The organism is Mycetocola sp., from assembly GCF_025464835.1.
Taxonomy (GTDB): domain Bacteria; phylum Actinomycetota; class Actinomycetes; order Actinomycetales; family Microbacteriaceae; genus Mycetocola_A.
Map to the genome: position 1 here is coordinate 43784 of NZ_JAODMP010000067.1, position 26554 is coordinate 70337.

Below are 26554 nucleotides of genomic sequence, written 5' to 3' on the forward strand. Positions count from 1 at the left end.
GGTGGGAAGCCATGGCGCTAACTCCGGAAGATGTAGTCAACAAGCAGTTCCAGCAGACCAAGTTCCGTGAGGGCTACGACCAGGACGAAGTCGATGACTTCCTGGACGAGGTCGTCGTCGAACTGCGTCGCCTGCTGCAGGAAAACACGGAGTTGAAGGCGCGCCTCGAAGGATCGGACTCCGGCGACACCCGCCAGGGCGAGACCGTCACAGAAGCAGCACCAGCGCCCGCCCCCGTGGCCTCGGCACCTGTCGAGCCCGCCACCTCCGCGCAGGACGACTCCGAATCCTCGTCGAGCCTGCTCCAGCTGGCCCGCCGTCTCCACGACGAGCACGTCCGTGAAGGCGCCGAAAAGCGCGACTCCCTCGTTGCCGAGGGCCACGCTACAGCGGCACGTGTCGTCGCCGAGGCTGAAGCCAAGCAGCGCGCGCAGATGAACATCCTCAACGAGGAGCGTTCAACCCTCGAGAAGAAGATCGACGAACTGCGTATCTTCGAGCGTGAGTACCGCCAGAAGCTGCGCGGCTACATCGAGAGCCAGCTCAAGGAACTCGACGCCAACGGCGGTCCGGGCACGCAGGGCGCGGGCTCCGGCTACGCGACCAGCGAAAAGTCCAAGGTCTGAGTTCGCCGGAATCGACTTCGCCAGAATAAAGTTCTTGCCCAGGAAAACACCGGCTGGTCCTCCCAGCGTCCGGGCGCTGGTCCTTCTCGCAATCCTTGCGGTAACGGCTCTGACGCTCGACCAGTTCGCGAAATATCTCGTCGTCTCCAACCTGCCGCTGGGCGAGCAGGTGACGGTTCTTGGCGATCTGCTCATTCTGCAGTTCGTCAAGAACCCGGGGGCGGCGTTCTCGCTCGCCGCCGGCAGCACCTGGATCTTCTCGATCCTCGCTGCCGTCGTCACCGTCGTGATCATCGTCTTGGCCAGACGCATCCGTTCGATCGGATGGGCCGTCGTCTTCGGGCTGCTGCTCGGTGGGGTTCTCGGTAACCTCACCGACCGGCTGTTCCGGGAGCCGTCGTTCGGTCTCGGACACGTGATCGACTTCATCTCCACCCCGTGGATGATCCCTGCGATCTACAACATCGCCGACATCTGCATCGTCTCGAGCATGGGGCTGTTCATCCTGCTCACCATCCGTGGGATCAACCTCGACGGGACCCGATCGGTTTCCTCGAAGCCCGGTAACCTGGTGGACGGCGCTGCACAGGACGCGGAGAAATCCCCGGCGTCCCGAGCAGGAACGGTCGAGCCGCAGGTCGAACCGCACCGGTCGGACGCCTGATGGAAAACAGGAGCCTGCCCGTGCCAGACGGGCTCGACGGCGTACGAGTCGATGCCGGCCTGGCCAAAGTGCTCGGGTTCTCCCGCAGTTTCGCGGCCGAGGTCGCCGAAGCCGGCGGTGTGAGCGTCGACGGCCGGCAGGCGGGCAAGTCGGATCGGCTCCGCGCCGGAGCATGGCTCGACGTCACCTGGGCCCCGCGGCAGGAGCCGGTCGTCGTCCCGGTGATCGTGAGCGATCTCGCCGTCGTGCACGATGACGACGACATCATCGTCGTCAACAAGCCCATCGGCGTCGCGGCTCACCCCTCGGTCGGCTGGACCGGGCCAACCGTTCTCGGGGCTCTCGCCGGCGCCGGATACACCGTGTCGACGTCAGGCTCGGCTGAGCGCGCCGGGATCGTCCACCGGCTGGATGTCGGGACCACCGGACTCATGGTGGTTGCCAAGAGCGAACGTGCCTACACCCACCTCAAGCGCGCCTTCCACGACCGTGAGGTCGAGAAGGTGTATCACGCCATCGTCCAGGGCCACCCAGACCCGCTCGCCGGCACCATCGACGCGCCGATCGGCAGGCATCCGAGGCACGACTGGAAATTCGCCGTCACCGCTGAAGGAAAACCGTCGGTCACGCACTACGAGACCATCGAAGCCTTCCCCAGCGCATCACTGCTCGAGATCCACCTCGAGAGTGGAAGGACCCACCAGATCCGCGTCCACATGGCAGCTCAGCGGCATCCGTGCGTGGGCGACCCGTTGTACGGCGGCGACCCGACCCTCGCGGCCCGCCTCGGACTCACCAGGCAGTGGCTGCACGCTGCCCGGCTTTCGTTCACGCACCCGGGCTCGGGGGAGTGGGTGCGCTACGACGCGCCATACCCCGCAGACCTTCAGCACGCACTCGATGTCCTCCGTGAGGATTAGGCTTGGTGTCCAGCCCCTCAGTTCTCCGGAGAAGTCTTGCCCTCATCTGACGACTCATTCGTTCACCTCCATGTCCACAGCGAGTTCTCGATGCTCGACGGTGCGGCGCGCGTCAAACCCCTGATCGAAGCGGCTGTCGCCGAAGGGATGCCGGCGGTCGCCGTCACCGACCACGGCAACATGTTCGGTTCATTCGATTTCTGGAGCACCGCTACGGCCGCTGGAATCAAGCCGATCATCGGCACAGAGGCGTACATCACCCCGGGCACCCACCGGAGCGACAAGACCCGGGTGCGCTGGGGAACCAGCGCGCAGGGCCGTGACGATGTGTCCGGTAGCGGTGCGTACACCCACATGACGCTGCTCTCGGAGACCACAGAGGGCATGCACAACTTGTTTCGGATGTCGTCGCTCGCCTCGATCGAGGGTTACTACTTCAAACCGCGCATGGACAGGGAACTTCTCTCCACCTACGCAAAGGGAGTGATCGGCACGACCGGCTGCGCCGGTGGTGAAATCCAGACCAGGCTCCGGCTGGGCCAGTACGACGAAGCGAAAGCGGCCGCCGCCGAATTCCGCGACATCTTCGGCAAAGACAACTTCTTCTGTGAAGTCATGGACCACGGCATCGATGTCGAACGCCGCACCATGACCGACCTGTTCCGCCTGGCGAAAGAACTCGACCTTCCGCTTGTCGCCACCAACGACCTCCATTACACGCACGCCCACGACGCGAAAGCGCACGCGGCACTGCTCTGCGTCCAGTCAGGGTCGACCCTCGACGACCCCAACCGGTTCAAGTTCGATGCCGACGAGTTCTATTTGAAGTCCGCGCAGCAAATGCGCCAGATCTTCCGCGACCACCCTGATGCCTGCGACAACACCCTCGCGATCGCCGAGCGCTGCAATGTCGAGTTCAACACCAGCGCCAGCTACATGCCCCGATTCCCGGTCCCCGCAGGAGAGACCGAAGAAACCTGGTTCATCAAGGAGGTCGAACGCGGCCTCGTCGAACGCTATCCAAACGGCATCTCTGACGATGTGCGGGCGCGCGCGAACTACGAAGCCGGTGTCATCGTCCAGATGGGGTTCCCCGGTTACTTCCTCGTCGTCTCCGACTTCATCAAGTGGTCGAAGGAGAACGGCATCCGCGTCGGCCCTGGCCGCGGATCCGGTGCAGGATCCATGGTCGCGTATGCCATGAAGATCACCGACCTCGACCCGATCGTGCACGGGCTCATCTTCGAGCGATTCCTCAACCCCGACCGCGTCTCGATGCCCGACTTCGACGTCGACTTCGATGACCGGCGACGTGGCGAAGTGATCCGCTACGTCACACAGAAGTACGGCGACGAACGCGTGGCGCAGATCGTCACCTACGGCACGATCAAGGCCAAGCAGGCGCTCAAGGACTCATCGCGCGTGCTCGGTTTCCCGTTCGGCATGGGCGACAAGCTGACCAAGGCGATGCCGCCGCCCGTGATGGGCAAGGACGTACCGCTCACCGGAATCTTCGACAAGACGCACCCGCGTTACAAAGAGGCCGTCGACATCCGCACAATCGTCGAGACGGATGCCGAAGCGAAGACCGTCTTCGACACCGCCCTCGGCATCGAGAACCTGAAGCGGCAGTGGGGTGTGCATGCCGCCGGTGTGATCATGTCGAGTGATCCGCTGATCGACATCATCCCGATCATGAAGCGGGAGCAGGACGGCCAGATCGTCACCCAGTTCGACTATCCGGCGTGTGAGGCCCTCGGGCTGATCAAAATGGACTTCCTCGGGCTGCGCAACCTGACGATCGTCAGCGACGCCCTCGACAACATCGAGTCCAACCGGGGCACGAGGATCGAACTGGAATCGCTCGCACTCGACGATCCGGGCGCATACGAACTGCTCGCACGGGGAGACACCCTCGGTGTGTTCCAGCTCGACGGTGGTCCGATGCGCAGCCTCCTGCGCATGATGAAGCCAGACAACTTCGAAGACATCTCGGCGGTCATCGCGCTGTACCGCCCAGGCCCCATGGGCGCCGACTCGCACACGAATTACGCCCTGCGTAAGAACGGACTGCAGGCGATCACACCCATCCACCCGGAACTCGAGGAACCGCTTCAGGAGATCCTCGGTGGAACGCACGGGCTGATCATCTACCAGGAGCAGGTGATGAGCGTCGCGCAGAAGCTAGCCGGCTTCTCGCTCGGCCAGGCAGACATCCTCCGCCGGGCGATGGGCAAGAAGAAGAAGTCAGAGCTCGACAAGCAGTTCGAAGGCTTCAGCGGTGGGATGCGTGAACGCGGCTACTCGGACGCCGCGATCAAGGCCGTCTGGGACATTCTCCTGCCGTTTTCCGACTACGCGTTCAACAAGGCACACTCCGCGGCATACGGCGTCGTCTCCTACTGGACCGCCTACCTCAAGGCTCACTATCCGGCCGAGTACATGGCCGCACTGCTGACCAGCGTCGGCGACTCCAAGGACAAGGCGGCGATCTACCTCAACGAGTGTCGCCGAATGGGCATCCAGGTGCTCCCGCCCGATGTGAACGAATCCATCGGCTTCTTCCGCGCCGTCGGCGAAGACATCCGATTCGGGCTCGGCGCGGTCCGGAACGTCGGCTTCAACGTCGTCGACGCCATCAAGGCAACTCGGGAGCGTGAGGGGGAGTTCACCTCGTTCCACGACTTCCTCCGTAAGGTTCCGCTCCAGGTCGCGAACAAGCGCACGATGGAATCGCTCATCAAGGCCGGGGCGTTCGACTCGCTCGGCGCGACCCGCCGTGGCCTGATCGAAGTTCACGAGGACGCCGTCGACAGCGCCGTCAGCCTGAAACGTAATGAAGCCAACGGTCAGGTGGATCTGTTCGGTGGCATCTTCGACCTCGACGCGCCCGCGGAATCCGCACCCGACCGCCCTGAGTGGTCGAAGAAGGACAAGCTCGCCTTCGAGCGCGAGATGCTCGGGCTGTACGTCTCCGACCACCCGCTCGCCGGCCTTGAACTGCAGCTCGCCAAGCACGCCACGACAACCATCACGGATCTGCTCACCTCGGAGCACACCCAGGACGGTGACACGGTCACGATCGCCGGCCTGGTCACGAGTGTGCAGCACCGGGTCGCGAAGACCTCCGGCAACCAGTACGGGATGATCCAGGTCGAAGACTTCGGCGGAGAGATCACCGTCATGTTCATGGGCAAGGCTTACCAGGAGTTCGCACCGACCCTCATCAACGACTCCGTGGTCGTCGTTCGCGGGCGGGTCAGCATGCGCGACGACGGAATGAACCTGCACGCGTACAGCATCTTCTCGCCCGAGGTGGACTCGGGCGGAGTGTCGGGCCCATTGACCCTGACCATGCCGGACGCGCGTGCAACGACCGAACTCGTGACCCAATTGGGCGGCATCCTCACCCGCCACTCAGGCGACGCGGAGGTACGGCTGAAGCTGGTCCGTGGTGACGTCGCCCGCGTCTTCGAGATCCCTTACCCGGTGAAGGTGACACCGGACCTGTTCGGCGAGCTGAAATCGCTGCTCGGCCCGAACTGCCTCGGTTGACACTACGCTCGAACCCGACACCTCCCGCCCGCGCGGCGACCGTCAGTACTGCAAGAAACGAAGGATTCCCCATGTCGAACCCGAACACGCCCGTTGAGCCTCAAGGCACCGGGCCGGTCCCAGGGGAGCCGCTATCGGCCCCATTCCTGCCGCAGCCACCCTATGCGCAACCCGGCGGATACCCGCAGCCCCCCTTCCAGGGGCAGGGGCAGGGGCAACCGCCGCAGCCGAACTACTCGACCCAGCCCCAGTCGCCGCAGCCGTATCCGATGTTCTCTCCACAGCAGCCGGCTCCCGCTCTCCCCGTGCAGCAGCGTCAGCCGCGCCAGCCCCGCCAGCCCCGCCCGAAAACCGACCCGAACGGCGTGCCGTACGGGGTCGGCCCGTTCACCCTGCGTGAGGCGGTCTTCCTGGGGGCAACAGCACTCGTCCTGCTTGGGTCTTTACTCCCGTTCCTCAGCGGCGACTATGCCGATGTCTTCGGCTACGCCAGCGCGTGGGCACCAGCCGGCTGGCTCGTCATCCCGGCAGCACTCGTTCTCGTCGCAGCCGCTTTTTTGATCGTGGTCCGCCGGATCTTCGGCGTCCGGCGCCTGGCAGTCGGGTCCCTTTCGGTCGACCAGTTCGCTTCGGCGGCATCCGTGGTGACCGCCGGCTTCTACGTCGGCGCGCTGTTCCTCATCGCCGGATTCCCCGCCTGGTTCGGTGGCGGCTCGGACATCCTCGAGCCGGGCGCCGGGGTCTTCGTCGGTCTGGTGTTCTCGCTCGTCGCCGTCGCCGTCACAACGTTGGCGCCCGGTCTTCCGGTTCTCGGTGAAGAGTTCGCGAGCCGGCAGGAGACCAGCGCCCACCCGGTCGCTCGTCCCGCCTCCGCCGTGCCCCGTCGTCCGCGCGCCGAACGCACTGAAGCGGCAGCTGAGCAGCCGGCAGCGCACCCCGGGATGCCCATGCAGCAGGCCCGCCCCGGCCAGTTCGCCGCCTACAAGCGCAAAGGATCGCAGCCGGCCCCACTGCCTGCCGATGACCACGCCGCACCGTTCTCGGCCGCGCCGGCAGCCGCCGCGCCGGTCGGCGCGGTCGTCTATCAGCCGGGAACGTCGCCGAGCCAGCAGCCGGTCGACGGGCCGGCGGCAGGCACTGTCGACGCGTCTGCCGAGCACCGGGCTGTCGAACAGCCCTCCGCCGGGCCGGACGAGGCAACCAGAGCCCTGCCGACGGCTCCCGCCGATGAACCCCGGGCCGTCTCGCCCGGCCTCGTCGCCACAGACGTGCCAGCCGTCGACCCACAGCCCGTCGGCGCGGTGCCCTTCACCGAGTACACCGACGAGGACTTCGACGACGAAGACCGCAGCGACGTCACGATCGAGGGCGCACGGAACGACGGGCCGGCACCGCTGTCTGCGCTCGGCCATGTCTCCGCCCGCACCGCGACAGGGCCGGCGGCTGACAGCTCCGGTCTGATCCAGGAACAGCCCACCGCTGTGTTCTCGACGCAGCCGTTCTGGGTTTATTCGCCGGTGCCGCGCCCTGTCGTCGACGAGGTCTCCGGGGCCACGGTGTTCGAGATCGGCCCCAGCGCGTGGGCTCTCGCCATCATGGACCGGGGCTCAGAACTCGTGCTTCGCCACGACGACGGCCGAGTCGGTGTGCTCCGCAATCTCGAGGGAATCACGCGAGGCTGACCTCACGCGATGTCGCCCGGGCGGACGTAGCGACGCTCATGGTAGATGAGCGGCTCGTCGTCCGGGCCGATCTCGCCGCCCTCGATCTGAACAACGACGACCGCGCTGTTGTGCACGGACAACCGCTCGATGATCGTGCCGGTCATCCATGTGGTGACACTGTCGAGGATGGGCAGACCGTCCTCCCCTTCATGCCAGTGGTCACCGATGAACCTGGCGGCGTGATCGCCGCTCATGATCTCCGCGAGCCGGCGGTTCCTGGTGCCGAGCATGTGGATCGCGACCCGGTCGGTTGAAGCGATCGCCGGCCAGGAACTCGCGCTCTTCGCCATGTTGAACGTGGCGAGCGGGGGAACGGCGGCCAGCGACGCGAGCGACGTTGCGGTGAAGCCGACCGGCACTCCGGCCGCGTCCCGTGCGGTGATCACCGCGACGCCGGCGGCGTGGCGGCGGAAAGCCGCTTTGAAAGCGTCAAGGTCGGGTTGCATCGGGTTCATCGTGTGCTTTCTCTCAAGACGGATGTCGGCGGGTTGAGGCAGGCGCCCGGCAGCAGCCGGCAAGGCTGGGCAGATATGCTGGGTTCGCCATGATCCAGACTCTCGACCTCCGCGGAATCCAGACTACCCGCGCGCAATTGCTGTCCCTCATCCCGCGACCGACAGTGAACGTGTCTGTCGCCTCCGACGCCGCCCGCCGATTGATCGACGAAGTGAGAGCAGACGGCGAAAGCGCTCTCCAGAGACACGCAGCACAGTTCGATGGCGTGGAGAATGTGCGGATCCGGGTGGAGCCCGCCGCGGTCGCCGCCGCCGCCGAAGCCCTCGACCCCGCCGTGCGCGAAGCGCTCGAGCTTGCGATCGACCGGGTGCGCTCCGCAACCAGCGCGCAGGTCCCCGCCCCGGCGACGACGACCCTCGCCCCTGGCGCCACTGTCCGGCAGCGCTGGCAACCCGTCGACCGGGTCGGCCTGTACGTTCCCGGCGGCAAAGCCGTCTACCCGTCAAGCGTGGTCATGAACGTCGTCGCCGCCCAGGTCGCCGGCGTCGCATCGATCGCACTCGCGTCCCCGCCGCAACGCGAGCACGGGGGAGCGGTCCACCCGACCATCCTCGCCGCAGCCGGGCTCCTCGGTATCACCGAGATCTACGCGATGGGTGGGGCGAGCGCGATCGGCGCGCTTGCGTACGGCGTCCCCTCACTGGGCCTCGAGCCGGTCGACGTCGTCACCGGCCCCGGGAACATCTATGTCGCGGCGGCGAAACGACTTGTCCGCGGCGTCGTCGGCATCGACGCCGAAGCGGGCACCACCGAAATCCTTGTCATCGCCGACAGCCAGGCCGACCCATCCCTCGTCGCCGCTGATCTCGTCAGCCAGGCGGAACACGACGAAGCAGCAGCGTCGCTGCTCGTGACCGACTCGCCGGAGTTTGCGGATGCCGTCACAGCGCAGTTGCGGAGGCTCGCCGAGACGACGGAGCACTCCGCCCGCGTCACAGAAGCTCTCGGCGGACCGCAGTCGGCCATCGTCCTGGTCGACGACCTGACCGAAGCCGCCAGGTTCAGCAACGCCTACGGCCCTGAGCACCTCGAGATCCAGACCGCGGACAACGACGCAGTTCTCGCCAGGATCACCAGCGCCGGCGCGATCTTCCTCGGGGCGCACTCGCCGGTCAGCCTCGGCGACTACCTCGCCGGGTCCAACCACGTCCTGCCGACGGGTGGCCAGTCGCGGTTTGCGTCCGGGCTCGGCGCGTACACGTTCCTCCGCCCTCAGCAGGTCATCGAGTACGACCGTGCGGCGCTCTCCGACGTGGCGGCCCAGGTGGTTGCTCTGTCGCACGCCGAAGCCCTGCCGGCGCACGGCGACGCGATCACTGCGCGGTTCCCGACCGGCTGAGGTGTGCCGGCACCGGCCGCCTCGCGCACGGGTGTTTTTGCTGTGCGCTGGGGCGATCGCGCCCGCGCGTGCCGGTAACACCCGCGCGAGCCTCCCACGGGTGGATGCCGCGCGGGGCCCTGGGCACCGCCCTCGACTAGTCTTGATCCATGTTCTGCCCGTTCTGCCGTCATCCCGATTCCCGTGTCATCGACTCCCGGACAAGCGACGATGGACTCTCCATCCGACGACGCCGGCAGTGCCCCGAGTGCGGCCGTCGCTTCTCGACAACGGAGACTGCCAGCCTCAACGTGATCAAACGCAGCGGAGTGGTCGAGCCGTTCAGTCGGGAGAAGGTCGTCTCAGGTGTTCGCAAGGCCTGCCAGGGCCGGCCGGTGACGGACTCAGACCTCGCCATCCTCGCGCAGAAGGTGGAGGAGTCCATCCGGCAGACCGGCACCAGCCAGATCGACGCCAACGAGATCGGGCTCGCCATCCTCACGCCGCTGCGTGAACTCGACGAGGTCGCCTACCTCCGATTCGCGAGTGTCTACCAGGCGTTCGATTCGCTCGAGGACTTCGAGGTCGCCATCACGCTGCTCAGGAACGAACACGAGACCACGGAAGCCGCCCAGGACGCGACTGCGGAGCCGGCGCAGGCGTGACACCGTCTGCGCGGTAACCTTGCACAGGCATGTATCGCATTCTCTTCACCTCCGTCCTGTCCAGGCTCGATCCTGAACGCGCCCACCACCTTGCCTTCGACGTGATCCGGGCACTGCCCGCCGTCGGGCTCTCGAAGCTCACGCGGAGGCTCACCCGCCCGACGGTCGATCTCAGCGTCGACACCCTCGGCCTGCACTTCGACACGCCGTTCGGCCTCGCTGCCGGCTTCGATAAGGACGGCGAAGCGGTTCTCGGCCTCGGCGCCCTGGGGTTCGGTCACGTGGAGGTCGGAACCCTGACCGCTCATTCGCAGCCGGGGAACCCGAAACGTCGACTGTTCAGGCTCGTTCCCGACCGCGCTGTGATCAACCGGATGGGCTTCAACAACGGGGGAGCGGCATCCGCTGCGCGCCGGCTGGCTCGCGTGCGAAACGTCCCGGGGCGGCCTGTGCTCGGCGTCAACATCGGCAAGAGCCGCGTCGTCGGTGTCGATGCCGCCATCGCCGACTACCTCACCAGCACCAGGCTGCTTGCCCCTGTCGCCGACTACCTCGTTGTCAACGTCAGCTCACCGAACACGCCAGGGTTGCGGGGACTGCAGGAGCTCGACAAACTCGAGCCGCTTCTCGCCGCTGTGAAGGATGCCGCCGGCGCCACACCGCTCCTCGTGAAGATCGCTCCAGACCTCACCGACGATGAAGTGCGCCGGATCGCCGAACTGGCTGTAGAGGTCGATCTGGATGGGATCATCGCAACCAACACGACCATCTCCAGGGCCGGGCTGTCAACTCCGGCGGCCGTCATCGAGACGGCAGGCGCAGGAGGGCTCTCAGGTGCGCCGCTCGCGGCGCGATCCCTCGAGGTCCTCCGGCTCATCCGCGCAACCGTCCCCCCGAGCCTCTGCGTCATCTCGGTCGGCGGGGTCGAGTCTGGCGCGGACGTCGCCGAACGTCTCGCCGCAGGAGCGACGCTCGTGCAGGGCTACACGGCGTTCCTCTACCGCGGCCCGTTGTGGGCGCGGCAGATCAACCGGGAGCTCAGCCGTCTGGCGTCCGTCTCCTGAGCAGACCTGAGGTGAGACCGGGGGAACCGATCAGGCGGGACGCTGCCCGCGCTTGACCTGCGGCTTCGGCAGACGGAGCACACGAAGCTGGAACGCCCGCATGGCTGCGTACCAGCGGACACCGCGCTCAACGGATGCCTCACCGAACTTGGCAGCGAGCCGCTTCCTCACCTGGATCCCGAGCCAGATCCCGTCGAGGACCGCGATGCCGAAGAAGACCCACAGCAGCAGCATCGCGTAAACCTGAACCACCGGCGGGAACAGGGTGAGAATGATCACGAGGAACATCACCGGGATGAGAAACTCACCGATGTTGAACCGGGAGTCAACGAAGTCGCGGACGAAGCGTTTCTGCACACCACGGTCGCGCACCGGAAGGTACCGTTCCTCGCCTGCGGCGAGGCCGAGTCGGGCCTTCTCGCGCGATTCAGCCATCTTGGCCTTCGCCGCGCGAGCCGCTTCCTTGCGGTCACCTGGAACGAGGGGCCGTTTATTGAGTGCTTCCCGTTCTTTCCGGGTCGGCGTTGGACGGCCCTTGCCTGCCGCAAGACGGGCGGCCGCCTCCTGGGCGGTTTCGGTAACGGGCTCGGAAGGCGAGTCTGGGGTGTGCTTGGTCACGATGAGTCCTTGCGCTGGATATCTCTTAAGATTACCTGCATGACCGATACCGCCGAGCACGTCCCATCCGTTCCACCGGCCGCAGACGAAGCGATCCGTGAGGCGGTCGCGACAGGTCTCCCGTCGACCATCGCGGATCTGGCGAGGCTGGTGCGGATCCCGAGCGTATCCTGGGCCGCATTCGATCCCGCGCACGTGCGCCAGAGCGCCGAGGCGGTTGCCGCGCTGGCCGAGGCAACCGGGGTGTTCGACATCGTCGAGATTCTTCAGGCGCCGATCGGGAACAGCAGCGAACTCGGTCAGCCGGCCGTGCTCGCCACCCGCCGCGCCCGGAACGGCAAGCCAACCGTGATGCTCTACGCCCACCATGACGTCCAGCCCCCTGGCAAGGACGAGGACTGGGAGTCGAAGCCCTTCGAACCGACCGTGCGCGGAGACCGCATCTACGGACGAGGCGCCGCAGACGACAAGGCAGGGGTCATGGCGCACATCGCATCCCTACGGGCGCTCACCGAAACGCACGGCGACGACCTCGACCTCGGCCTTGCCCTCTTTATCGAGGGGGAGGAGGAGTTTGGGTCCCGTTCGTTCGCCAATTTCCTGTCCCACAACCGTGAAGCGCTCTCCGCTGATGCGATCATCGTCGCGGATTCGAACAACTGGGACGAGAAAACCCCCGCGCTCACCATCGGCCTGCGCGGCAACGTCACCTTCCGGTTGACGATCCGCACCCTCGAGCACGCCTCGCACTCCGGCATGTTCGGGGGAGCCGTCCCGGATGCGATGCTCGCCGGCATCCGCCTGCTTGCGACGCTCTGGGATGAGGCGGGCTCGGTCGCCGTCGAAGGTCTCACCCGTCATGAGGGGGACACTCCTGAGTACTCGGAGGGGCAGCTCCGCGCCGAAGCCGGACTACTGCCGGGAACCCAGCCGATCGGCACGGGGTCGATCCTCAGCCGGATCTGGTCCCAGCCGTCGATCACCGTCACCGGCATCGACGCCCCAACGGTCGCGAACGCATCGAACACGCTCTCGCCGTCCATCTCCGTCAAGATCAGCGCGCGGGTTGCTCCCGGCCAGAGCGCCAGGGATGCCGCCGACGCAATCGAACGACACCTCATGGCGAACGCCCCGTTCGGCGCGACGATCGAGATCGACGACCTCGACCTCGGCGACCCGTTCCTCGTCGACACGAGCGGGTACGCGGTCGGCGAAGCGAAACGCGCGATGGCGGATGCCTGGGGAGTGGAGCCGGTCGAGCTCGGCGTCGGCGGGTCGATCCCGTTCATCGCCGACCTGGTGCGCGAGTTCCCCGATGCCGAAATCCTCGTCACCGGGGTTGAGGACCCCCACTCGCGCGCGCACAGCCCGAACGAGTCACTGCACCTCGGGGTGTTCCATCGCTCGATCCTCGCCGAGGCACTGCTGCTCGGACGTCTCAACGCGAAAGCACGCTGACGCATCATCCGACAGGTCGGGAATTCCCACAGGCCCCACCCGGTTGAGATGCGTAGAATGAAACCACATTCGCAATACCTGCGAGCACGATCTACCAAGGAGAGTCATGAGCGACACGACGCTGACATCCGCCCCGCCCACCCACGGAGTCGGGCTGAGCGACACGGCAGCAGCCAAGGTGAAGAGCCTGCTCGAACAGGAGGGCCGTGACGACCTGCGACTGCGGGTCGCGGTCCAGCCAGGCGGATGCTCCGGCCTTATCTACCAGCTGTACTTCGACGAGCGCGTGCTTGACGGTGACGCGACGGTCGATTTCGACGGCGTCGAGGTGATCGTCGACAAGATGAGCGTTCCGTATCTCGACGGCGCCTCGATCGATTTCGAGGACACGATCCAGAAGCAGGGTTTCACCATCGACAACCCCAACGCAGGCGGCAGTTGCGCATGCGGAGACAGCTTCCACTAGGCGGATATTCAGGATTTCGTGCAGGGGACGCGCCGGGAACGGTGCGTCCCCTGCACCGTTTAACACGTGCAGAGCCGCCGGAATCCGCGCGATCAGCCTGAAATGGTCCAGAGCCGGGCACCGGATCGGGCTAGACTGAAGGCTGAAATAACTCTGTCATCGAAAGGTCCCAGGTGCGCTCGAATCGTCGACTCCGATGGGCTGCTATACCGGTTGCCATCACGCTCGCCGTGGTCTTGGCCGGCTGTACCCAGGCCGAACTACACGGCTATCTTCCAGGTTTCGTGGAGGGCGAACCGCCCGTCACCAACCACACCGAGCGGGTAGCCGGTCTGTGGGTCACCTCGTGGATCATCCTCCTTCTCGTGGGTCTCCTCACGTGGGGGCTCATCATCTGGGCCATCGTGGTCTACCGCCGCAGGAAGGGCCAGAGCGGCCTTCCCGTCCAGATGCGCTACAACATGCCGATCGAGATTTTCTACACGATCGTGCCGCTGATCCTCGTCCTCGGTTTCTTCGCCTTCACGGCGCGCGACCAGGCTGCGATCGAAACCCAGCATGCGGACCCCGACGTGGAGATCTCGGTCTTCGCGAAGCAGTGGGCCTGGGACTTCATCTACGAAGAAGCCGTCAACGGTGAAGACGTCTGGTACGCCGGCGTCCAAGCCGAAGAGGAAGAAGGGGCCGCTGCAGGCACCATCGACCAGGAGAAGCTCCCGACGCTGTACCTGCCTGTCGGCGCCGAGGTCACCATCGCTCTCGAATCGCGCGATGTCATCCACTCGTTCTGGGTCATCGACTTCCTCTACAAGAAGGACATGTTCCCGGGTAAGACCAACTACATGTCATTCGTGCCTGAACGCGAGGGCACGTACGCGGGTAAGTGCGCCGAACTCTGTGGCGAGTACCACTCGCTGATGCTGTTCAACGTCGAGGTCGTATCGCAGGCCGAGTACGACAACTACCTGCAGTCGCTCGCCGACCAAGGCAACGTCGGAGACTTCGGCGATGAGTTCTCGCGTAACGCAACGCTGCCGGGCATCGACGCGCCGGAGCGCATCGAGGATGTCGAGCAAGTTGAAGAAGAAGGTAACTAGCCATGGCTACCACCATTGAGATTCCTGCCGGGCAGGCCCGTGTCATCAACCGGAACACGGTTGAGCGCAAGGGGAACGTGCTTGTCAACTGGATCACCTCCACCGACCACAAGACGATCGGGTACATGTACCTGATCGCCTCGTTCCTGTTCTTCTGCATCGGTGGCGTGATGGCGCTGATCATCCGCGCCCAGTTGTTCGAGCCTGGGCTCAGCATCCTGGAGACGAAGGAACAGTACAACCAGCTGTTCACCATGCACGGCACGATCATGCTGCTGATGTTCGCGACGCCGCTGTTCTTCGGCTTCGCCAACACGCTCATGCCGCTGCAGATCGGCGCTCCCGACGTCGCGTTCCCGCGACTGAACGCGTTCTCGTTCTGGCTGTTCCTGTTCGGCAGCATGCTCGCCGTCGGCGGGTTCCTGACCCCGCAGGGTGCAGCATCCTTCGGCTGGTTCGCGTACGCCCCGCTATCGAGTACGACGTTCTCGCCGGGTATCGGCGGTAACCTCTGGGTCCTCGGACTCGCCGTCTCCGGTTTCGGAACGATCCTCGGTGGTGTGAACTTCATCACCACGATCATCACCATGCGGGCCCCGGGCATGACCATGTTCCGGATGCCGATCTTCACCTGGAACACCCTGGTCACGTCGCTGCTCGTCCTGATGGCTTTCCCGGTCCTCGCGGCAGCCCTCTTCGCGCTCGGTGCGGACAGGGTGTTCGGTGCACACATCTACGACGCCGAGAACGGCGGAGTGATCCTCTGGCAACACCTGTTCTGGTTCTTCGGTCACCCCGAGGTGTACATCATCGCGCTGCCGTTCTTCGGTATCGTGAGCGAGGTCTTTCCGGTCTTCAGCCGCAAGCCGATCTTCGGATACAAGACGCTGGTCTACGCGACGATCGCGATTGCCGCGCTGTCCGTCACGGTGTGGGCGCACCACATGTACGTGACCGGGTCTGTCCTGTTGCCGTTCTTCGCCTTGATGACCATGCTCATCGCGGTTCCCACCGGGGTGAAGATCTTCAACTGGGTCGGCACGATGTGGCGGGGATCGGTGACCTTCGAGACCCCGATGCTCTGGGCGATCGGGTTCCTCATCACCTTCACTTTCGGCGGACTCACCGGTGTGATCCTGGCATCGCCGCCGCTGGACTTCCACGTCTCCGACACCTACTTCGTGGTGGCGCACTTCCACTACGTCGTCTTCGGAACCGTCGTCTTCGCCATGTTCAGCGGGTTCTACTTCTGGTGGCCCAAGTGGACCGGCAAGATGCTCAACGAGAAGCTCGGCTACTGGCATTTCTGGCTGCTGTTCATCGGGTTCCACACCACGTTCCTCATCCAGCACTGGCTCGGGGTCGTCGGCATGCCCCGTCGCTACGCGACGTACTCGCCTGAGGATGGGTTCACGTGGATGAACCAGCTGTCGACGGTCGGCTCGATGATTCTCGCGCTGTCGATGCTTCCGTTCTTCCTGAACGTCTACATCACAGCCCGCAAGGCGCCGAAGGTCACCGTCAACGACCCGTGGGGTTACGGCGGATCGCTCGAGTGGGCGACCTCCTGCCCGCCGCCTCGCCACAACTTCACGTCGATTCCGCGGATCCGCTCCGAGCGGCCCGCATTCGACCTGAACCACCCCGAAGCCGGCATCCCCGTCGGCATCGGCCCGGCGAAGGACGCCCCTGACGCACCAACGTACGACCGCGCGGAAGGTGAAGTGAAGTAATGAAAGCGAACGTCAACCTCTTTTGGATCCTCGCGGTCTTCTTCGGTCTTGTCGCTGTCACCTATGTCGTCTGGGGCCTCGTGCTCACCGGAGACATCGAATGGGTCGGTGCGGTGGCCCTGACACTGTCGGTGCTGCTGGCGCTGTTCCTCGGCTTCTACCTCAACCGGGTGCACCGCCACCAGGGTGGGGAGCTGCCAGAGGACATCCCCAGCTCCAACATCGACGACGGTGACCCTGAACTCGGGCACTTCGCGCCGTGGAGCTGGTGGCCCATCGTCCTCGCTGGCGGCGGAGCGCTCATGATGCTCGGGCTGTCCGTTGGATTCTGGATCTCGTTCATCGCAGCACCGCTCCTTCTGATCGCTGTCGTCGGGTGGACCTACGAGTACTACCGGGGCTTCCACGCCCACTGAAAACCTGCACGAAAGAACGGCCAGGCGCTGAGCGCCTGGCCGTTTCTTGTTCCCCCCGTGGTGTCGATGAGCCCGCGTCGTGTCCTCGAGCCGCGTCGTGTCTTGGACCCGCATCGTGTCCGTGAGCCCCCGTCGTGTCCATGAGCCCCCGTCGTGCCCATGAGCCCCCGTCGTGCCCATGAGCCCCCGTCGTGTCGATGAGCCGCGTCGGCTCTGAGCTGGCGGCCAGGGGGAGCACAGCCACGGCGAGGCAACACCTCAAATTCAGCAGATCCGTCGCGACACGCCGTGTGGCGCGCACGACACGCCGAGGGTCAGGAAGGATCTGCTGAATTTGGTGAACGCCGCAAGGTGAGGACCGTGACGGATGCCGTCACGGATTCGGGTGCGGCTGGATTGCTGCTTCCCTCAGCTGTGAGGGCGTGATGCGCTGACGGTCCCATCCCGAGCAGAAGGTTGAGGGTGGCGTCGTCGAGGATCATCGTGAACTCGATCTCGGTGCGCGCCACCTCATCGAACCAGGGCTCGGCTGCACGCGCCAGGTCGTCCGCCTTGCCCTCGGGCACGTCGAGCGCGAGACCGGCGTCTCGCGCCTCACGAAGGTGACGCCCGGTGGGCACGACGGCGACGAGGCAGCCGTCGGCCGCGAGGACGCGAGCGAATTCGGGCAGGTTCCTCGGCGCGAAGACGCTCAGCAAAAGATCCCGTGACGCGTCGGCGAGCGGGAGCGGCTGCCATACATCCAGCACCACGCCCGCCGCTCCAGGGACACTGCTGACGGCGGTCCGCACAGCGGCAGGGGACAAGTCGGCGGCGAGTACCTCTTCGGAGTGCATGGCCGCCTGGGTGGCGGCGAGGTAGTATCCGGTACCGCAGCCGATCTCGGCGATGCGGGCGCCCGCGGCAGGCACGGCCTCCGCGCCGGCTCGGGCGACCGCGTCGGCGATCGGCCGGTAAGCGCCGGTGTCGAAGAACCGGGCCCTGGCGGCCAGCATCTCCGCGCTGTCGCCGACGACACGCGTCCGGGGTGGCAACAGGGACACGTAGCCGCGCTTGTTCACGTCGACCCGGTGCCCGTTCTGACAACCGAGGACGAGGGGGCCTGCGGGGGAGAAAGGAACGGATTCGAACCCGGCGGAAACGCAGAACGGGCAGCGAAGCCCCCCTGCCAAACGGTGGAGGGTCAACGCTGCCCGATCGTGTCGAAGGTGAGTCGCCCTAGTGGTGGTTGCTGTGCGATGACTCGAGCTCGGCCCGGGTGATCGGGTCGATACGGTCTTCGAAGAACCACCGGGACAGGCCGGCGCGTACGCGCTGGGCCACGGTGATGCGTCCGCGGGAATCCGGGCGGATCATCAGCGGCTGGTACGACTCGTGGCTGACGAGCTTCCAGCGCTCGAAGTCGTCGACCGGCTCGTGGACCTCGATGTACTCGCCGCCGGGGAGGCGGACGATGCGACCGGACTCATAGCCGTGGAGGGCGATCGAGCGATCCTTCTTCTGCAGGGCCAGGCAGGTCCGCTTGGCGATGAAGTAGGCGATCACCGGCCCGGCGAAGAGCATCACCTGGAGGGTGTGGATGACACCTTCCATGGTGAGCTTGAAGTGCGTAGCGATCAGGTCGGAGCTCGCTGCCGCCCAGAGCACTGCGTAGAAGGTGACGCCGGCGGCGCCGATCGCGGTGCGGGTTGCAGCGTTGCGTGGGCGGTCGAGGATGTGGTGCTCACGCTTGTCGCCGGTGATCCACGCCTCGATGAATGGGTAGAACAGCACAAGCATGATGAACAGTCCGACCAGACCGAGCGGGATCAGAATCCCGAACGAGAAGGTGTGGTCGAAGAGCACAACGTCCAGGTGGGGTGGAGCAAGCCGCAGGATGCCGTCCGCGAATCCGATGTACCAGTCAGGCTGGGTTCCAGCGGAGACGGGGGACGGATCGTACGGACCGTAGTTCCAGATCGGGTTGATCGAGAACAGTGAGGCGATCACCATGACCACACCGAAGACGATGAAGAAGAATCCACCGGCCTTCGCTGCGTACACGGGGAGGACCGGGTATCCGACGACATTCTGCTGCGTGCGCCCAGGTCCCGAGTACTGGGTGTGCTTGTGGACGACGACGAACAGCAGGTGCAGCGCGATGAGCACGAGGATGATTGCCGGAAGCAGCAGGATGTGCAACGAGTACAAACGGCCGACGATGTCTGTGCCGGGGAACTCGCCACCGAACAGCAGGAACGATGTCCAGGTTCCGATGAGCGGGATGCCCTTGACCATGCCGTCGATGATGCGAAGGCCGTTTCCGGAGAGCAGGTCGTCAGGCAGGGAGTAACCGGTGAAACCTTCGGCCATGGCGAGGATGAAGAGGATGAACCCGATGACCCAGTTCAGTTCACGCGGCTTGCGGAAGGCACCCGTGAAGAAGATGCGCAGCATGTGCAGGCCAATCGACGCCACGAACAGCAGCGCTGCCCAGTGGTGCACCTGGCGCATGAGGAGGCCGCCGCGGACGTCGAAGGAGATGTCCATGGTCGACGCCATCGCCGCGGACATCTCGATGCCCTTCAGCGGCACGTATGAGCCCTCGTAGTGGACCTCGGCCATCGACGCCTGGAAGAAGAACGTCAGGAACGTACCCGAAAGCAGGATGATGACGAAGCTGTACAGCGCCACCTCACCCAGCAGGAACGACCAGTGGTCGGGGAAGATCTTGCGGCCGAGTTCTTTGACGGCGGTCGAGATGCTCGTCCGTTCGTCGATGTAGTTCGACGCAGCTGCGGTGAAGCCACCGGACTTCTTAACCGGTACTGCGGGTTTTGGTTCGGCCGGAGCCGTGACGGTGTTCAATGACGCTCCCAGAAACTCGGGCCAACAGGTTCCTTGAAATCGCTCTGGGCGATGAGGTAGCCCTCGTCATCGATTGCGATCGGAAGCTGCGGAAGGGGACGTGCCGCGGGTCCGAAGATTACGGCGCAGTGGTTGGTGACATCGAACTGCGACTGGTGGCACGGGCAGAGCAAGTGGTGAGTCTGCTGCTCGTACAACGCCACGGGGCATCCGACGTGGGTGCACACCTTCGAGTATGCGACGATTCCGTCGTACGACCAACCCTTGCGGTCCTCGTCCTCGATGAGGTCCTCGGGCTTGAGCCGCATGAGCAGGACGATGGCCTTGGCTTTCTCCTCGAGGTAACCCTCGGAGTGTCCGACGCTGGCCAGCTTTTCGGGAATGACGTGGAAGACGGACCCGATGGTGACGTCGGATGCCTTGATTGGCAGGCCGGACGGGTCGCGGGCGAGCTTGTCGCCGGCTTCCCACATCGTGTGCTTCAGCAGGTCGACAGGGTTCTGGCCCTCGGGGGCGAGCCCGCGGAACAGAACGACGGCCGGGAGCGGGAACGCGATGAGCGCACCGATCAGGCTGTTGCGGATCAGGGACCGACGACCGAAACCGGATTCCCGGTTCGCCTGGTCGAAGATCTCGACGGCACGGGCCCGAGTGTCTTCCGTGCCTCGCACGGGGTGACGCATGTCGATGCCCTCTTCGTCGTGCATGAGGGCCTTGCCCCAGTGCACGGCCCCGATGCCGAGCGCCAGCAGGGCGAGCGCGAGGCCGAGGCCGATGAGGAGGTTATTGGTCCGGACGGAGGCGATGTCCTCCGGAACGATCGGGAATGCCATGTACGCCGCGATAGCCCACACGCTGCCGACGATGGAGAGATAGAAGAGCGTGTAAACCGTACGCTCAGCTTGCTTCTCCTTCTTCGGGTCCAGGTCGGTGACCCGGTGCCGGTGAGGGGGGAATCCCGGGTTCTCAATCGCGTCCCTGGCGACAACCGCCGTGCCGACGGCGTGTTCTGTGCCGTGGCCGGTGTTCGACGAGTCCGCAGCGGCGATGTCCGTGCCGCTGTTACCGTCCTGTGCCATGTTGCTCCTTCATAATTCTGCGCATTGTTCTAAAGCCTCGTGCCTAGTTCGACCGTGCGGTGATCCACACGGTGATCGCGACGATGCTGCCGAGACCGAAAATCCAGAGGAAGAGTCCCTCTGCCACCGGGCCGAGCGATCCGAGCTGGTTTCCGCCGGGTGCGGGGCTGTTTTCCATGAACTTGAGTGCCGAGATGACGTCCCGCTTGTCTTCAGGGGTGAGGTTCGTGTCGTTGAAGACGGGCATGTTCTGCGGTCCGGTGACCATGGCCTCGTAGATGTGCGCAGGATCGACGCCTGACAGGCCAGGAGCCCATTTGCCCTCGGTCAGAGCGCCACCGGCGCCGGCGACGTTGTGGCACATGGCGCAGTTGATGCGGAACAGTTCGGCGCCGTTGGCGACGTCACCCTCGCCGTCGAGCAGGGACTCGTCCGGGATGGCCGGGCCGGGAGCGGTGGATGCGACGTACTGTGCGAGCGACTGGATCTGGTCCTCGGTGAACTGGACCGGCTTGTCAGGGGCCTGCGGGCCGTGAGCCTGCATGGGCATCCGCCCGGTGCCGACCTGGAAGTCCACGGCGGCCGCGCCGACACCGATGAGGCTGGGGGCGTTCTCGGTGCCCTCGAGGGCGAGGCCGTGGCACGAGGCGCAGTTCGCCTGGAAGAGCTTCTTGCCATCCTCGACGCTCGCGGCGCTGACGGCTGCTGGTGTCTCAGCGCTGGCGGTGCTCGTCGAGAAGGCGGCATATGCGCCACCCGTGAAGAGGAGCCCGACGGCGAGGAGAGAGATCGTGGCGAGTGGGCCGCGGCGACCCTGCTTTCGGCTCTTGCCGGCGGAAGGGGATGGTGTCCTGGGCATTGCTGTGATGTCTCCGGTTGCTATTGAAGTACGTAGATGACGAAGAAGAGGCCGATCCAGACGACATCGACGAAGTGCCAGTAGTAGGAGACGACGATGGCGCTTGTCGCTTCCTTGTGGCCGAACGACTTGACGGCATATGCGCGACCGATCACGAGGAGGAACGCGATGAGTCCGCCTGTGACGTGGAGACCGTGGAAACCGGTGGTGAAGTAGAACGCGGAACCGTACGCGTTCGAGGACAGCGAGACACCCTCGCTGACGAGGATGGCGTACTCGTAGATCTGGCCGGCGACGAAGATCGCTCCGAGCGCATAGGTGAGGAAGAACCACTCGACCATGCCCCACTGGGAGGGCTTCCAGCCGACAGACCGCGGCTGCATCCGCTCAGCAGCGAACACACCGAACTGGCAGGTGAACGACGACGCCACCAGGATGAGCGTGTTGACCGTTGAGAACGGAACGTTCAGCAGAGCGGTCTCGCTTGCCCAGAGATCCGGTGCTACAGACCGGAGGGTGAAATAGATCGCGAAAAGTCCCGCGAAGAACATAACCTCACTGCCGAGCCACACGATGGTGCCCACAGCGACAGTGTTTGGCCTGTTGATCTTCGGGGCTCTCGCCGCATAGTTCAATGAAGTGCTCGTCACATCTCCATTATGGCCGATATCCCAGCGGGTTTTTTCCTTTCTGGGCCTGCGTCGCAAGTTCCGCAGGTCAACAAACCCTCAACAGCACCCGGGAATGCGCCGTGAATTCCTCGACGCACGCGCGGTGGATACCATTTGAGTCATGTCTGATTCTCGAAGCTGGCCTTATGTCCTCACCACGCTCCTCGACGGCGACGACCTCAGCGTCGCTGAGGCGACGTGGGCGATGGAACAGGTCATCAGCGGGGAGGCCTCGTCTGCGCAGATCGCAGGCTTCCTCGTCGCGCTCAGGGCGAAGGGTGAATCGGTCAACGAGATCGTCGGATTCCGGGACGCCATCCTCGAAAAGTCGGTGCCGCTTCCGGTGAATTCAATGGCGCTCGACATCGTCGGAACCGGGGGAGACCGGTTCGGAACCGTGAACATCTCAACGATGGCATGCCTCGTGGTGGCCGCGAGCGGGGTCCCGGTCATCAAGCACGGGAACAAGGCGGTGAGCTCCACCTCCGGTGCCAGCGACGTGCTGTCCGAGCTCGGAATCGACCTGACCCTGTCTCCGGAGTCCGTGGCATCCGCGCTCACCGAGACGGGCATCACCTTCGCGTTCGCGTCAGCATTTCACCCGGGGTTTCGACACGCCGCTCCGGTGCGCGCCGAACTCGGGGTGCCGACGGTCTTCAACTACCTCGGCCCGCTCTGCAACCCGGCAAGGCCTGAGGCCTCAGCCGTCGGCGTCGCCCAGCTCGACCGGGTGCCGTTGTTCGTCGGTGTGTTCCAGACCCGTGGGGCGACCGCTCTCGTCTTTCGCGGCGACGACGGGCTCGACGAGCTCTCCACAACCGGGCATTCGCACATCTGGGAGGTCAGCCGTGGGCTGGTCACCGAACACGACCTGGACCCTCGCGACCTGGGCATCGCCAGGTCGAAAATGAGCGACCTCGTCGGCGGCGACCCGGCGCACAATGCGGACGTCGTCCGCCGGGTGCTGGCGGGTGAGCAGGGGCCGGTGAGGGACATCGTCCTGCTGAATGCTGCTGCCGGACTCGTCGCGTATCGCCTCGCCGAGGATCCCTCGCAGATGCAGGTCGGCATCCTGGAGCGTTTCCAGGCGCAACTGGCGGTGGCTCGCGAGTCGATCGATTCGGGCAGGGCAGCCGCGAAGCTCCACGAGTGGGTCAGGGCCACCCAGGGCCGTGCCTCAGCGTCCTGAACCCCTTACGCCCCGGCGATCCGACGGCTAGGTTGAGTGCAGGCTGCCCCGGCAGGCGTCTTGTCCCGGTTCGCGACTAGCAGGAGAGTTCAATGAAGAAGCTCATCAACGACCCGAAAGACGTCGTCACCGAATCGGTCGAGGGGTTCGTCTCGGCGCACGCAGACATCGTCAGAGCCTCCACTGACCCGCTCTTTGTGGTCAGGGCGGATGCGCCGTCGGCGAAGGTCGGGATCATCTCAGGTGGCGGAAGCGGGCATGAACCCCTGCACGGTGGGTTCGTCGGTTTCGGGATGCTCGACGCCGCTGTCCCAGGCGCCGTTTTCACGTCACCGACCCCTGACCCGATCGTCGCAGCGACCGCCGCGGTGAACGGCGGGCGGGGTGTGCTGCACATCGTCAAGAACTACACCGGCGACGTGCTCAATTTCGAAACCGCAGCCGAGCTCGCAGCTGCTGACGGAATCGAGGTGCGAAGCATCATCGTGAACGACGACGTCGCCGTGCAGGATTCGCTGTACACCGCCGGACGCAGGGGAGTGGCAGGCACCGTCCTCGTGGAGAAGATCGCCGGCGCTGCAGCGCAGCGAGGTGATTCTCTCGGCCAAGTCGCCGCGGTGGCCGAGAAGGTGATCGGCCAGGTCCGGTCGATGGGCGTCGCGCTGACACCGTGCGTTGTGCCGCACGCCGGCGAGCCGAGTTTTGCGCTCGATGACGACGAGATCGAGATCGGCATCGGCATCCACGGTGAGCCAGGCCGCGAGAAGATCAAGCTGGAACCGGCGGACGCGATCGTTGACCGTCTCCTCGGCCCGATCCTCGACGACATTCCATTCGAGTCGGGGGACGAAGCGCTCCTGCTGGTCAACGGAATGGGTGGGACGCCGCAGATCGAGCTGTACATCGTCTACCGGCGGGCCGCACAGGTGCTTGCCGAACGGGGTATCGAGATCACCCGTTCCCTTGTCGGTAATGTCACGACGTCCCTCGAGATGCAGGGCATGTCGCTTTCCGTGCTCAAACTCGACGACGAATTGACCGCGCTGTGGGATGCCCCGGTGCAGACAGCCGCCCTCCGATGGGGCCGCTGAGCCGATGACTGAGTTACGACGAGAGGACATCCGATGAGCCTGGGTACCGATTGGGTCCTGGACTGGGTGAGGGCGAGCGCTACGGTCATCGCGGAGAACCGGGTCGAGCTCATCACGCTCGATCGGGAGATCGGCGACGGCGACCACGGCGAGAACATGGACCGCGGGTTCTCTGCCGTGCTCGCCACGCTTGACTCCGTCGCCGGCGATGCGCTTCCCGCTGACGTACTCAAGCTCGTCGGGACCACTCTCATCTCGACCGTTGGGGGAGCATCCGGCCCGCTGTTCGGAACCGCCTACCTCAAGGCCGCCGGAGCCGTGGCCGGTGTCGCCGAGCTGGACGGGAGCGCCGTGGTGGAACTTCTCAGGGCGGCCCGCGACGGGATTGTCCTTCGCGGCAAGGCGGAAATCGGGGACAAGACGATGATCGACGCGTGGACCCCCGCTGTCGAGGCCGCCGATGCTGCCCTGGCGGGCGGGGCGAGCGAAGCGCAGATCCTCCGGGTAGCTGCCGAGGCTGCGGCAGCCGGAGCGGGGGCGACGGAGCCGCTTGTTGCACGTAAGGGGCGGGCAAGCTATCTCGGGGAGCGGGCGATAGGCCATCGGGATCCGGGAGCGCAGTCGACGTCGCTTCTCTTGCGTGCCGCAGCCGACGTGGCGGCACGGCTGGCCGCAGCATGACGGTGGGCCTCGTTTTCGTGTCGCACAGTGCACGAATCGCCGAAGGGCTTGTCGACCTTGCCAGGCAGATGGCACCGGACGTTGCCCTCCTCGCCGCCGGCGGCACCGACGATGGCGGAATCGGCACGAGCTTCGACCGGATCGTCTCAGCGATCGGGCAGGCGGACACCGGGGACGGCGCTGTTCTGCTCTGCGACCTCGGATCCGCCATCCTCACCGCTGAGACCGCTCTCGAACTCCTCGGCGATGAGCGGCGGTCCCGTATCGTCCTCGTGGACGCGCCTCTTGTCGAGGGCGGGGTCGCGGCGGCTGTGGCCGCGCAGACGGGCGAGGACCTGGCCGCCGTTGCCGCTGCGGCGAGAACCGCGATCGGGGCGAACGCAACGCCGTCGTCCGTTCAGGAGGAACCGTCTGGTGGAGCCGTCGGCTACGCGCGGGTCGTCACCGTCGTGAACCGTGACGGCCTGCACGCCAGACCCGCCGCCGATTTCGTCAAGCTGGCCAGCACCTTCCCGACACGAGTGACCGTGAACGGCAAGGACGCCAAGAGCTTGCTCGCGATCATGGCTCTCGGGCTCGTCCGGGGCCGGGAGGTGGAAATCGCAACTGAGGACCCGAACGGGCAGGCGGCCGTCGACGCACTCGCCGACCTGGTCGCATCCGGCTTCGGCGAGGATTGAACAAGGAACGCGCCACTACCAGTTCCGTGCCCTTTCGTCAAATCTTCGCTAGCATGGCCCCATGGTCCGATCAAAGAAGACGGAGACCACGGACGGCCGGCTGGTTCGCTCGGCTGCGTGGATTGACCGAAAACTGATGCCGGCGTTCGGCGCCCCGACGATCACGTCCGCGAACGACGACAGCGACGGCAACGGTGCAGAGCCCAGCTGCCCGGTGTGCGGGCATCCGATGACCGAGCACACCATCGACCATTCGATGCGCAACGCCGTCCTTGAGTGCCCGGCGCCCATCGATCACAATCTCGAGCACGAGAAGCACTCGCCGTTGGACGAGTTCGGGATGCCGTTACGCGGCCCACGGCGTGCGGCGAAGAATCCTCGATGACGCGGCCGACGCTGTCGCCATCCGAGACGTCGGATGAGTTGCGGGGGAGCGGCTTCCGTCACGCCGGCGGCGCGCTCACGGCTGGTTTCCGCACACCGGATTTCGCGGCCGGCGCCCGGCTGGTCGCAGACGTCGCCGAGATCGCCGAGACGATGAACCATCACCCCGACGTCACTCTCGGTTGGGGCTCAGTGACCTTCTCGCTCACGTCGCACGATGCAGGGGGAGTGAC

Annotated in this window: 26 protein-coding genes; 19 read left to right on the forward strand and 7 right to left on the reverse strand. The window is 65.3% G+C overall.

Annotation, left to right across the window (positions count from 1 at the left end):
* Positions 1-11: 11 nt before the first annotated feature.
* From JWP90_RS08340 to JWP90_RS08360, 5 genes are all read left to right on the forward strand, one after another.
* On the forward strand, positions 12-626 hold the full coding sequence (locus tag JWP90_RS08340) for a DivIVA domain-containing protein (RefSeq protein WP_297362367.1): 615 nt from the start codon (positions 12-14) through the stop codon (positions 624-626).
* Positions 627-660: 34 nt separating this feature from the next.
* Positions 661-1290 (forward strand): signal peptidase II, encoded by a 630-nt coding sequence (gene lspA / locus JWP90_RS08345; RefSeq protein ID WP_297362368.1) that lies wholly within the window; start codon positions 661-663, stop codon positions 1288-1290.
* Entirely contained in the window at positions 1290-2210 is a 921-nt protein-coding gene (locus JWP90_RS08350; RefSeq protein ID WP_297362371.1) for an RluA family pseudouridine synthase, read from the forward strand. Before lspA ends, JWP90_RS08350 begins: the two co-directional genes overlap by 1 nt.
* Before the next feature lie 36 nt (positions 2211-2246).
* Positions 2247-5765 carry a DNA polymerase III subunit alpha gene (dnaE, locus tag JWP90_RS08355; protein ID WP_297362374.1) on the forward strand — a complete coding sequence of 1173 codons (3519 nt, stop codon included), beginning with the start codon at positions 2247-2249 and terminating at the stop codon, positions 5763-5765.
* Between the two features lie 71 nt (positions 5766-5836).
* On the forward strand, positions 5837-7447 hold the full coding sequence (locus tag JWP90_RS08360; RefSeq protein WP_297362377.1) for a hypothetical protein: 1611 nt from the start codon (positions 5837-5839) through the stop codon (positions 7445-7447).
* 2 nt (positions 7448-7449) lie between these two features.
* Here the strand turns inward: JWP90_RS08360 and JWP90_RS08365 are convergent, their stop codons facing one another.
* On the reverse strand, positions 7450-7935 hold the full coding sequence (locus tag JWP90_RS08365; protein ID WP_297362379.1) for a flavin reductase family protein: 486 nt from the start codon (positions 7933-7935) through the stop codon (positions 7450-7452).
* Between the two features lie 98 nt (positions 7936-8033).
* Between JWP90_RS08365 and hisD the strand changes: the two genes are divergently transcribed.
* The 3 genes from hisD to JWP90_RS08380 all read left to right on the forward strand — a co-directional run bounded on the left by hisD (position 8034) and on the right by JWP90_RS08380 (position 11052).
* Positions 8034-9344: a histidinol dehydrogenase gene (gene hisD, locus JWP90_RS08370; protein ID WP_297362384.1), complete on the forward strand. Its 1311-nt coding sequence runs from the start codon at positions 8034-8036 to the stop codon at positions 9342-9344.
* Between the two features lie 149 nt (positions 9345-9493).
* The gene (gene nrdR / locus JWP90_RS08375; RefSeq protein WP_297362387.1) at positions 9494-9988 is read left to right on the forward strand and encodes a transcriptional regulator NrdR; all 495 of its coding nucleotides are present in this window, start codon (positions 9494-9496) and stop codon (positions 9986-9988) included.
* A 29-nt stretch (positions 9989-10017) separates the two neighbouring features.
* Positions 10018-11052 (forward strand): quinone-dependent dihydroorotate dehydrogenase, encoded by a 1035-nt coding sequence (locus tag JWP90_RS08380; protein WP_297362390.1) that lies wholly within the window; start codon positions 10018-10020, stop codon positions 11050-11052.
* Between the two features lie 30 nt (positions 11053-11082).
* On the opposite strand, the gene JWP90_RS08385 is transcribed toward JWP90_RS08380, so the two are convergent.
* Positions 11083-11670, reverse strand: coding sequence for a DUF3043 domain-containing protein (locus JWP90_RS08385; RefSeq protein ID WP_367182695.1), 588 nt, complete (start codon positions 11668-11670; stop codon positions 11083-11085).
* Between the two features lie 39 nt (positions 11671-11709).
* Here JWP90_RS08385 and JWP90_RS08390 point away from each other — a divergent pair, with 39 nt between their 5' ends.
* The 5 genes from JWP90_RS08390 (at position 11710) to JWP90_RS08410 (ending at position 16840) form a co-directional block, all read left to right on the forward strand.
* Entirely contained in the window at positions 11710-13128 is a 1419-nt protein-coding gene (locus JWP90_RS08390) for a dipeptidase (protein ID WP_297362393.1), read from the forward strand.
* A gap of 106 nt (positions 13129-13234) precedes the next feature.
* Positions 13235-13594 carry an iron-sulfur cluster insertion protein ErpA gene (gene erpA, locus JWP90_RS08395; RefSeq protein ID WP_297362397.1) on the forward strand — a complete coding sequence of 120 codons (360 nt, stop codon included), beginning with the start codon at positions 13235-13237 and terminating at the stop codon, positions 13592-13594.
* Positions 13595-13767: 173 nt separating this feature from the next.
* A complete protein-coding gene (coxB, locus tag JWP90_RS08400) occupies positions 13768-14691 on the forward strand; it encodes a cytochrome c oxidase subunit II (RefSeq protein ID WP_297362400.1) in 924 nt (307 codons plus the stop codon).
* Positions 14692-14693: 2 nt separating this feature from the next.
* The gene (gene ctaD / locus JWP90_RS08405) at positions 14694-16424 is read left to right on the forward strand and encodes a cytochrome c oxidase subunit I (RefSeq protein WP_297362403.1); all 1731 of its coding nucleotides are present in this window, start codon (positions 14694-14696) and stop codon (positions 16422-16424) included.
* Positions 16424-16840, forward strand: coding sequence for a cytochrome c oxidase subunit 4 (locus tag JWP90_RS08410; RefSeq protein ID WP_297362407.1), 417 nt, complete (start codon positions 16424-16426; stop codon positions 16838-16840). Before ctaD ends, JWP90_RS08410 begins: the two co-directional genes overlap by 1 nt.
* Positions 16841-17154: 314 nt before the next feature.
* On the opposite strand, the gene JWP90_RS08415 is transcribed toward JWP90_RS08410, so the two are convergent.
* From JWP90_RS08415 to JWP90_RS08435, 5 genes are all read right to left on the reverse strand, one after another.
* Complete coding sequence (locus JWP90_RS08415; RefSeq protein ID WP_297362410.1) at positions 17155-17901, reverse strand: methyltransferase domain-containing protein; 747 nt, start codon at positions 17899-17901, stop codon at positions 17155-17157.
* A 157-nt stretch (positions 17902-18058) separates the two neighbouring features.
* On the reverse strand, positions 18059-19687 hold the full coding sequence (locus JWP90_RS08420; RefSeq protein WP_297362413.1) for a ubiquinol-cytochrome c reductase cytochrome b subunit: 1629 nt from the start codon (positions 19685-19687) through the stop codon (positions 18059-18061).
* Positions 19684-20766 carry a ubiquinol-cytochrome c reductase iron-sulfur subunit gene (locus JWP90_RS08425; protein WP_297362416.1) on the reverse strand — a complete coding sequence of 361 codons (1083 nt, stop codon included), beginning with the start codon at positions 20764-20766 and terminating at the stop codon, positions 19684-19686. Before JWP90_RS08425 ends, JWP90_RS08420 begins: the two co-directional genes overlap by 4 nt.
* Before the next feature lie 43 nt (positions 20767-20809).
* A complete protein-coding gene (locus tag JWP90_RS08430) occupies positions 20810-21625 on the reverse strand; it encodes a cytochrome c (RefSeq protein WP_297362419.1) in 816 nt (271 codons plus the stop codon).
* 20 nt (positions 21626-21645) lie between these two features.
* Positions 21646-22275: a heme-copper oxidase subunit III gene (locus tag JWP90_RS08435; RefSeq protein ID WP_297362422.1), complete on the reverse strand. Its 630-nt coding sequence runs from the start codon at positions 22273-22275 to the stop codon at positions 21646-21648.
* A gap of 142 nt (positions 22276-22417) precedes the next feature.
* On the opposite strand from JWP90_RS08435, the gene trpD reads away from it, so the two are divergent.
* The 6 genes from trpD to JWP90_RS08465 all read left to right on the forward strand — a co-directional run.
* On the forward strand, positions 22418-23485 hold the full coding sequence (trpD, locus tag JWP90_RS08440; RefSeq protein ID WP_297362425.1) for an anthranilate phosphoribosyltransferase: 1068 nt from the start codon (positions 22418-22420) through the stop codon (positions 23483-23485).
* A 92-nt stretch (positions 23486-23577) separates the two neighbouring features.
* The gene (gene dhaK / locus JWP90_RS08445; protein WP_297362428.1) at positions 23578-24576 is read left to right on the forward strand and encodes a dihydroxyacetone kinase subunit DhaK; all 999 of its coding nucleotides are present in this window, start codon (positions 23578-23580) and stop codon (positions 24574-24576) included.
* Positions 24577-24609: 33 nt separating this feature from the next.
* On the forward strand, positions 24610-25257 hold the full coding sequence (gene dhaL, locus JWP90_RS08450) for a dihydroxyacetone kinase subunit DhaL (protein ID WP_297362431.1): 648 nt from the start codon (positions 24610-24612) through the stop codon (positions 25255-25257).
* Positions 25254-25937 carry a dihydroxyacetone kinase phosphoryl donor subunit DhaM gene (gene dhaM / locus JWP90_RS08455; RefSeq protein WP_297362434.1) on the forward strand — a complete coding sequence of 228 codons (684 nt, stop codon included), beginning with the start codon at positions 25254-25256 and terminating at the stop codon, positions 25935-25937. The genes dhaL and dhaM overlap by 4 nt, the downstream gene beginning before the upstream one ends.
* Positions 25938-25998: 61 nt before the next feature.
* Positions 25999-26322 (forward strand): hypothetical protein, encoded by a 324-nt coding sequence (locus JWP90_RS08460; RefSeq protein WP_297362437.1) that lies wholly within the window; start codon positions 25999-26001, stop codon positions 26320-26322.
* On the forward strand, positions 26319-26554 hold a 236-nt coding region (locus JWP90_RS08465; RefSeq protein WP_297362439.1), incomplete at its 3' end, for a 4a-hydroxytetrahydrobiopterin dehydratase. The genes JWP90_RS08460 and JWP90_RS08465, both read left to right, overlap by 4 nt.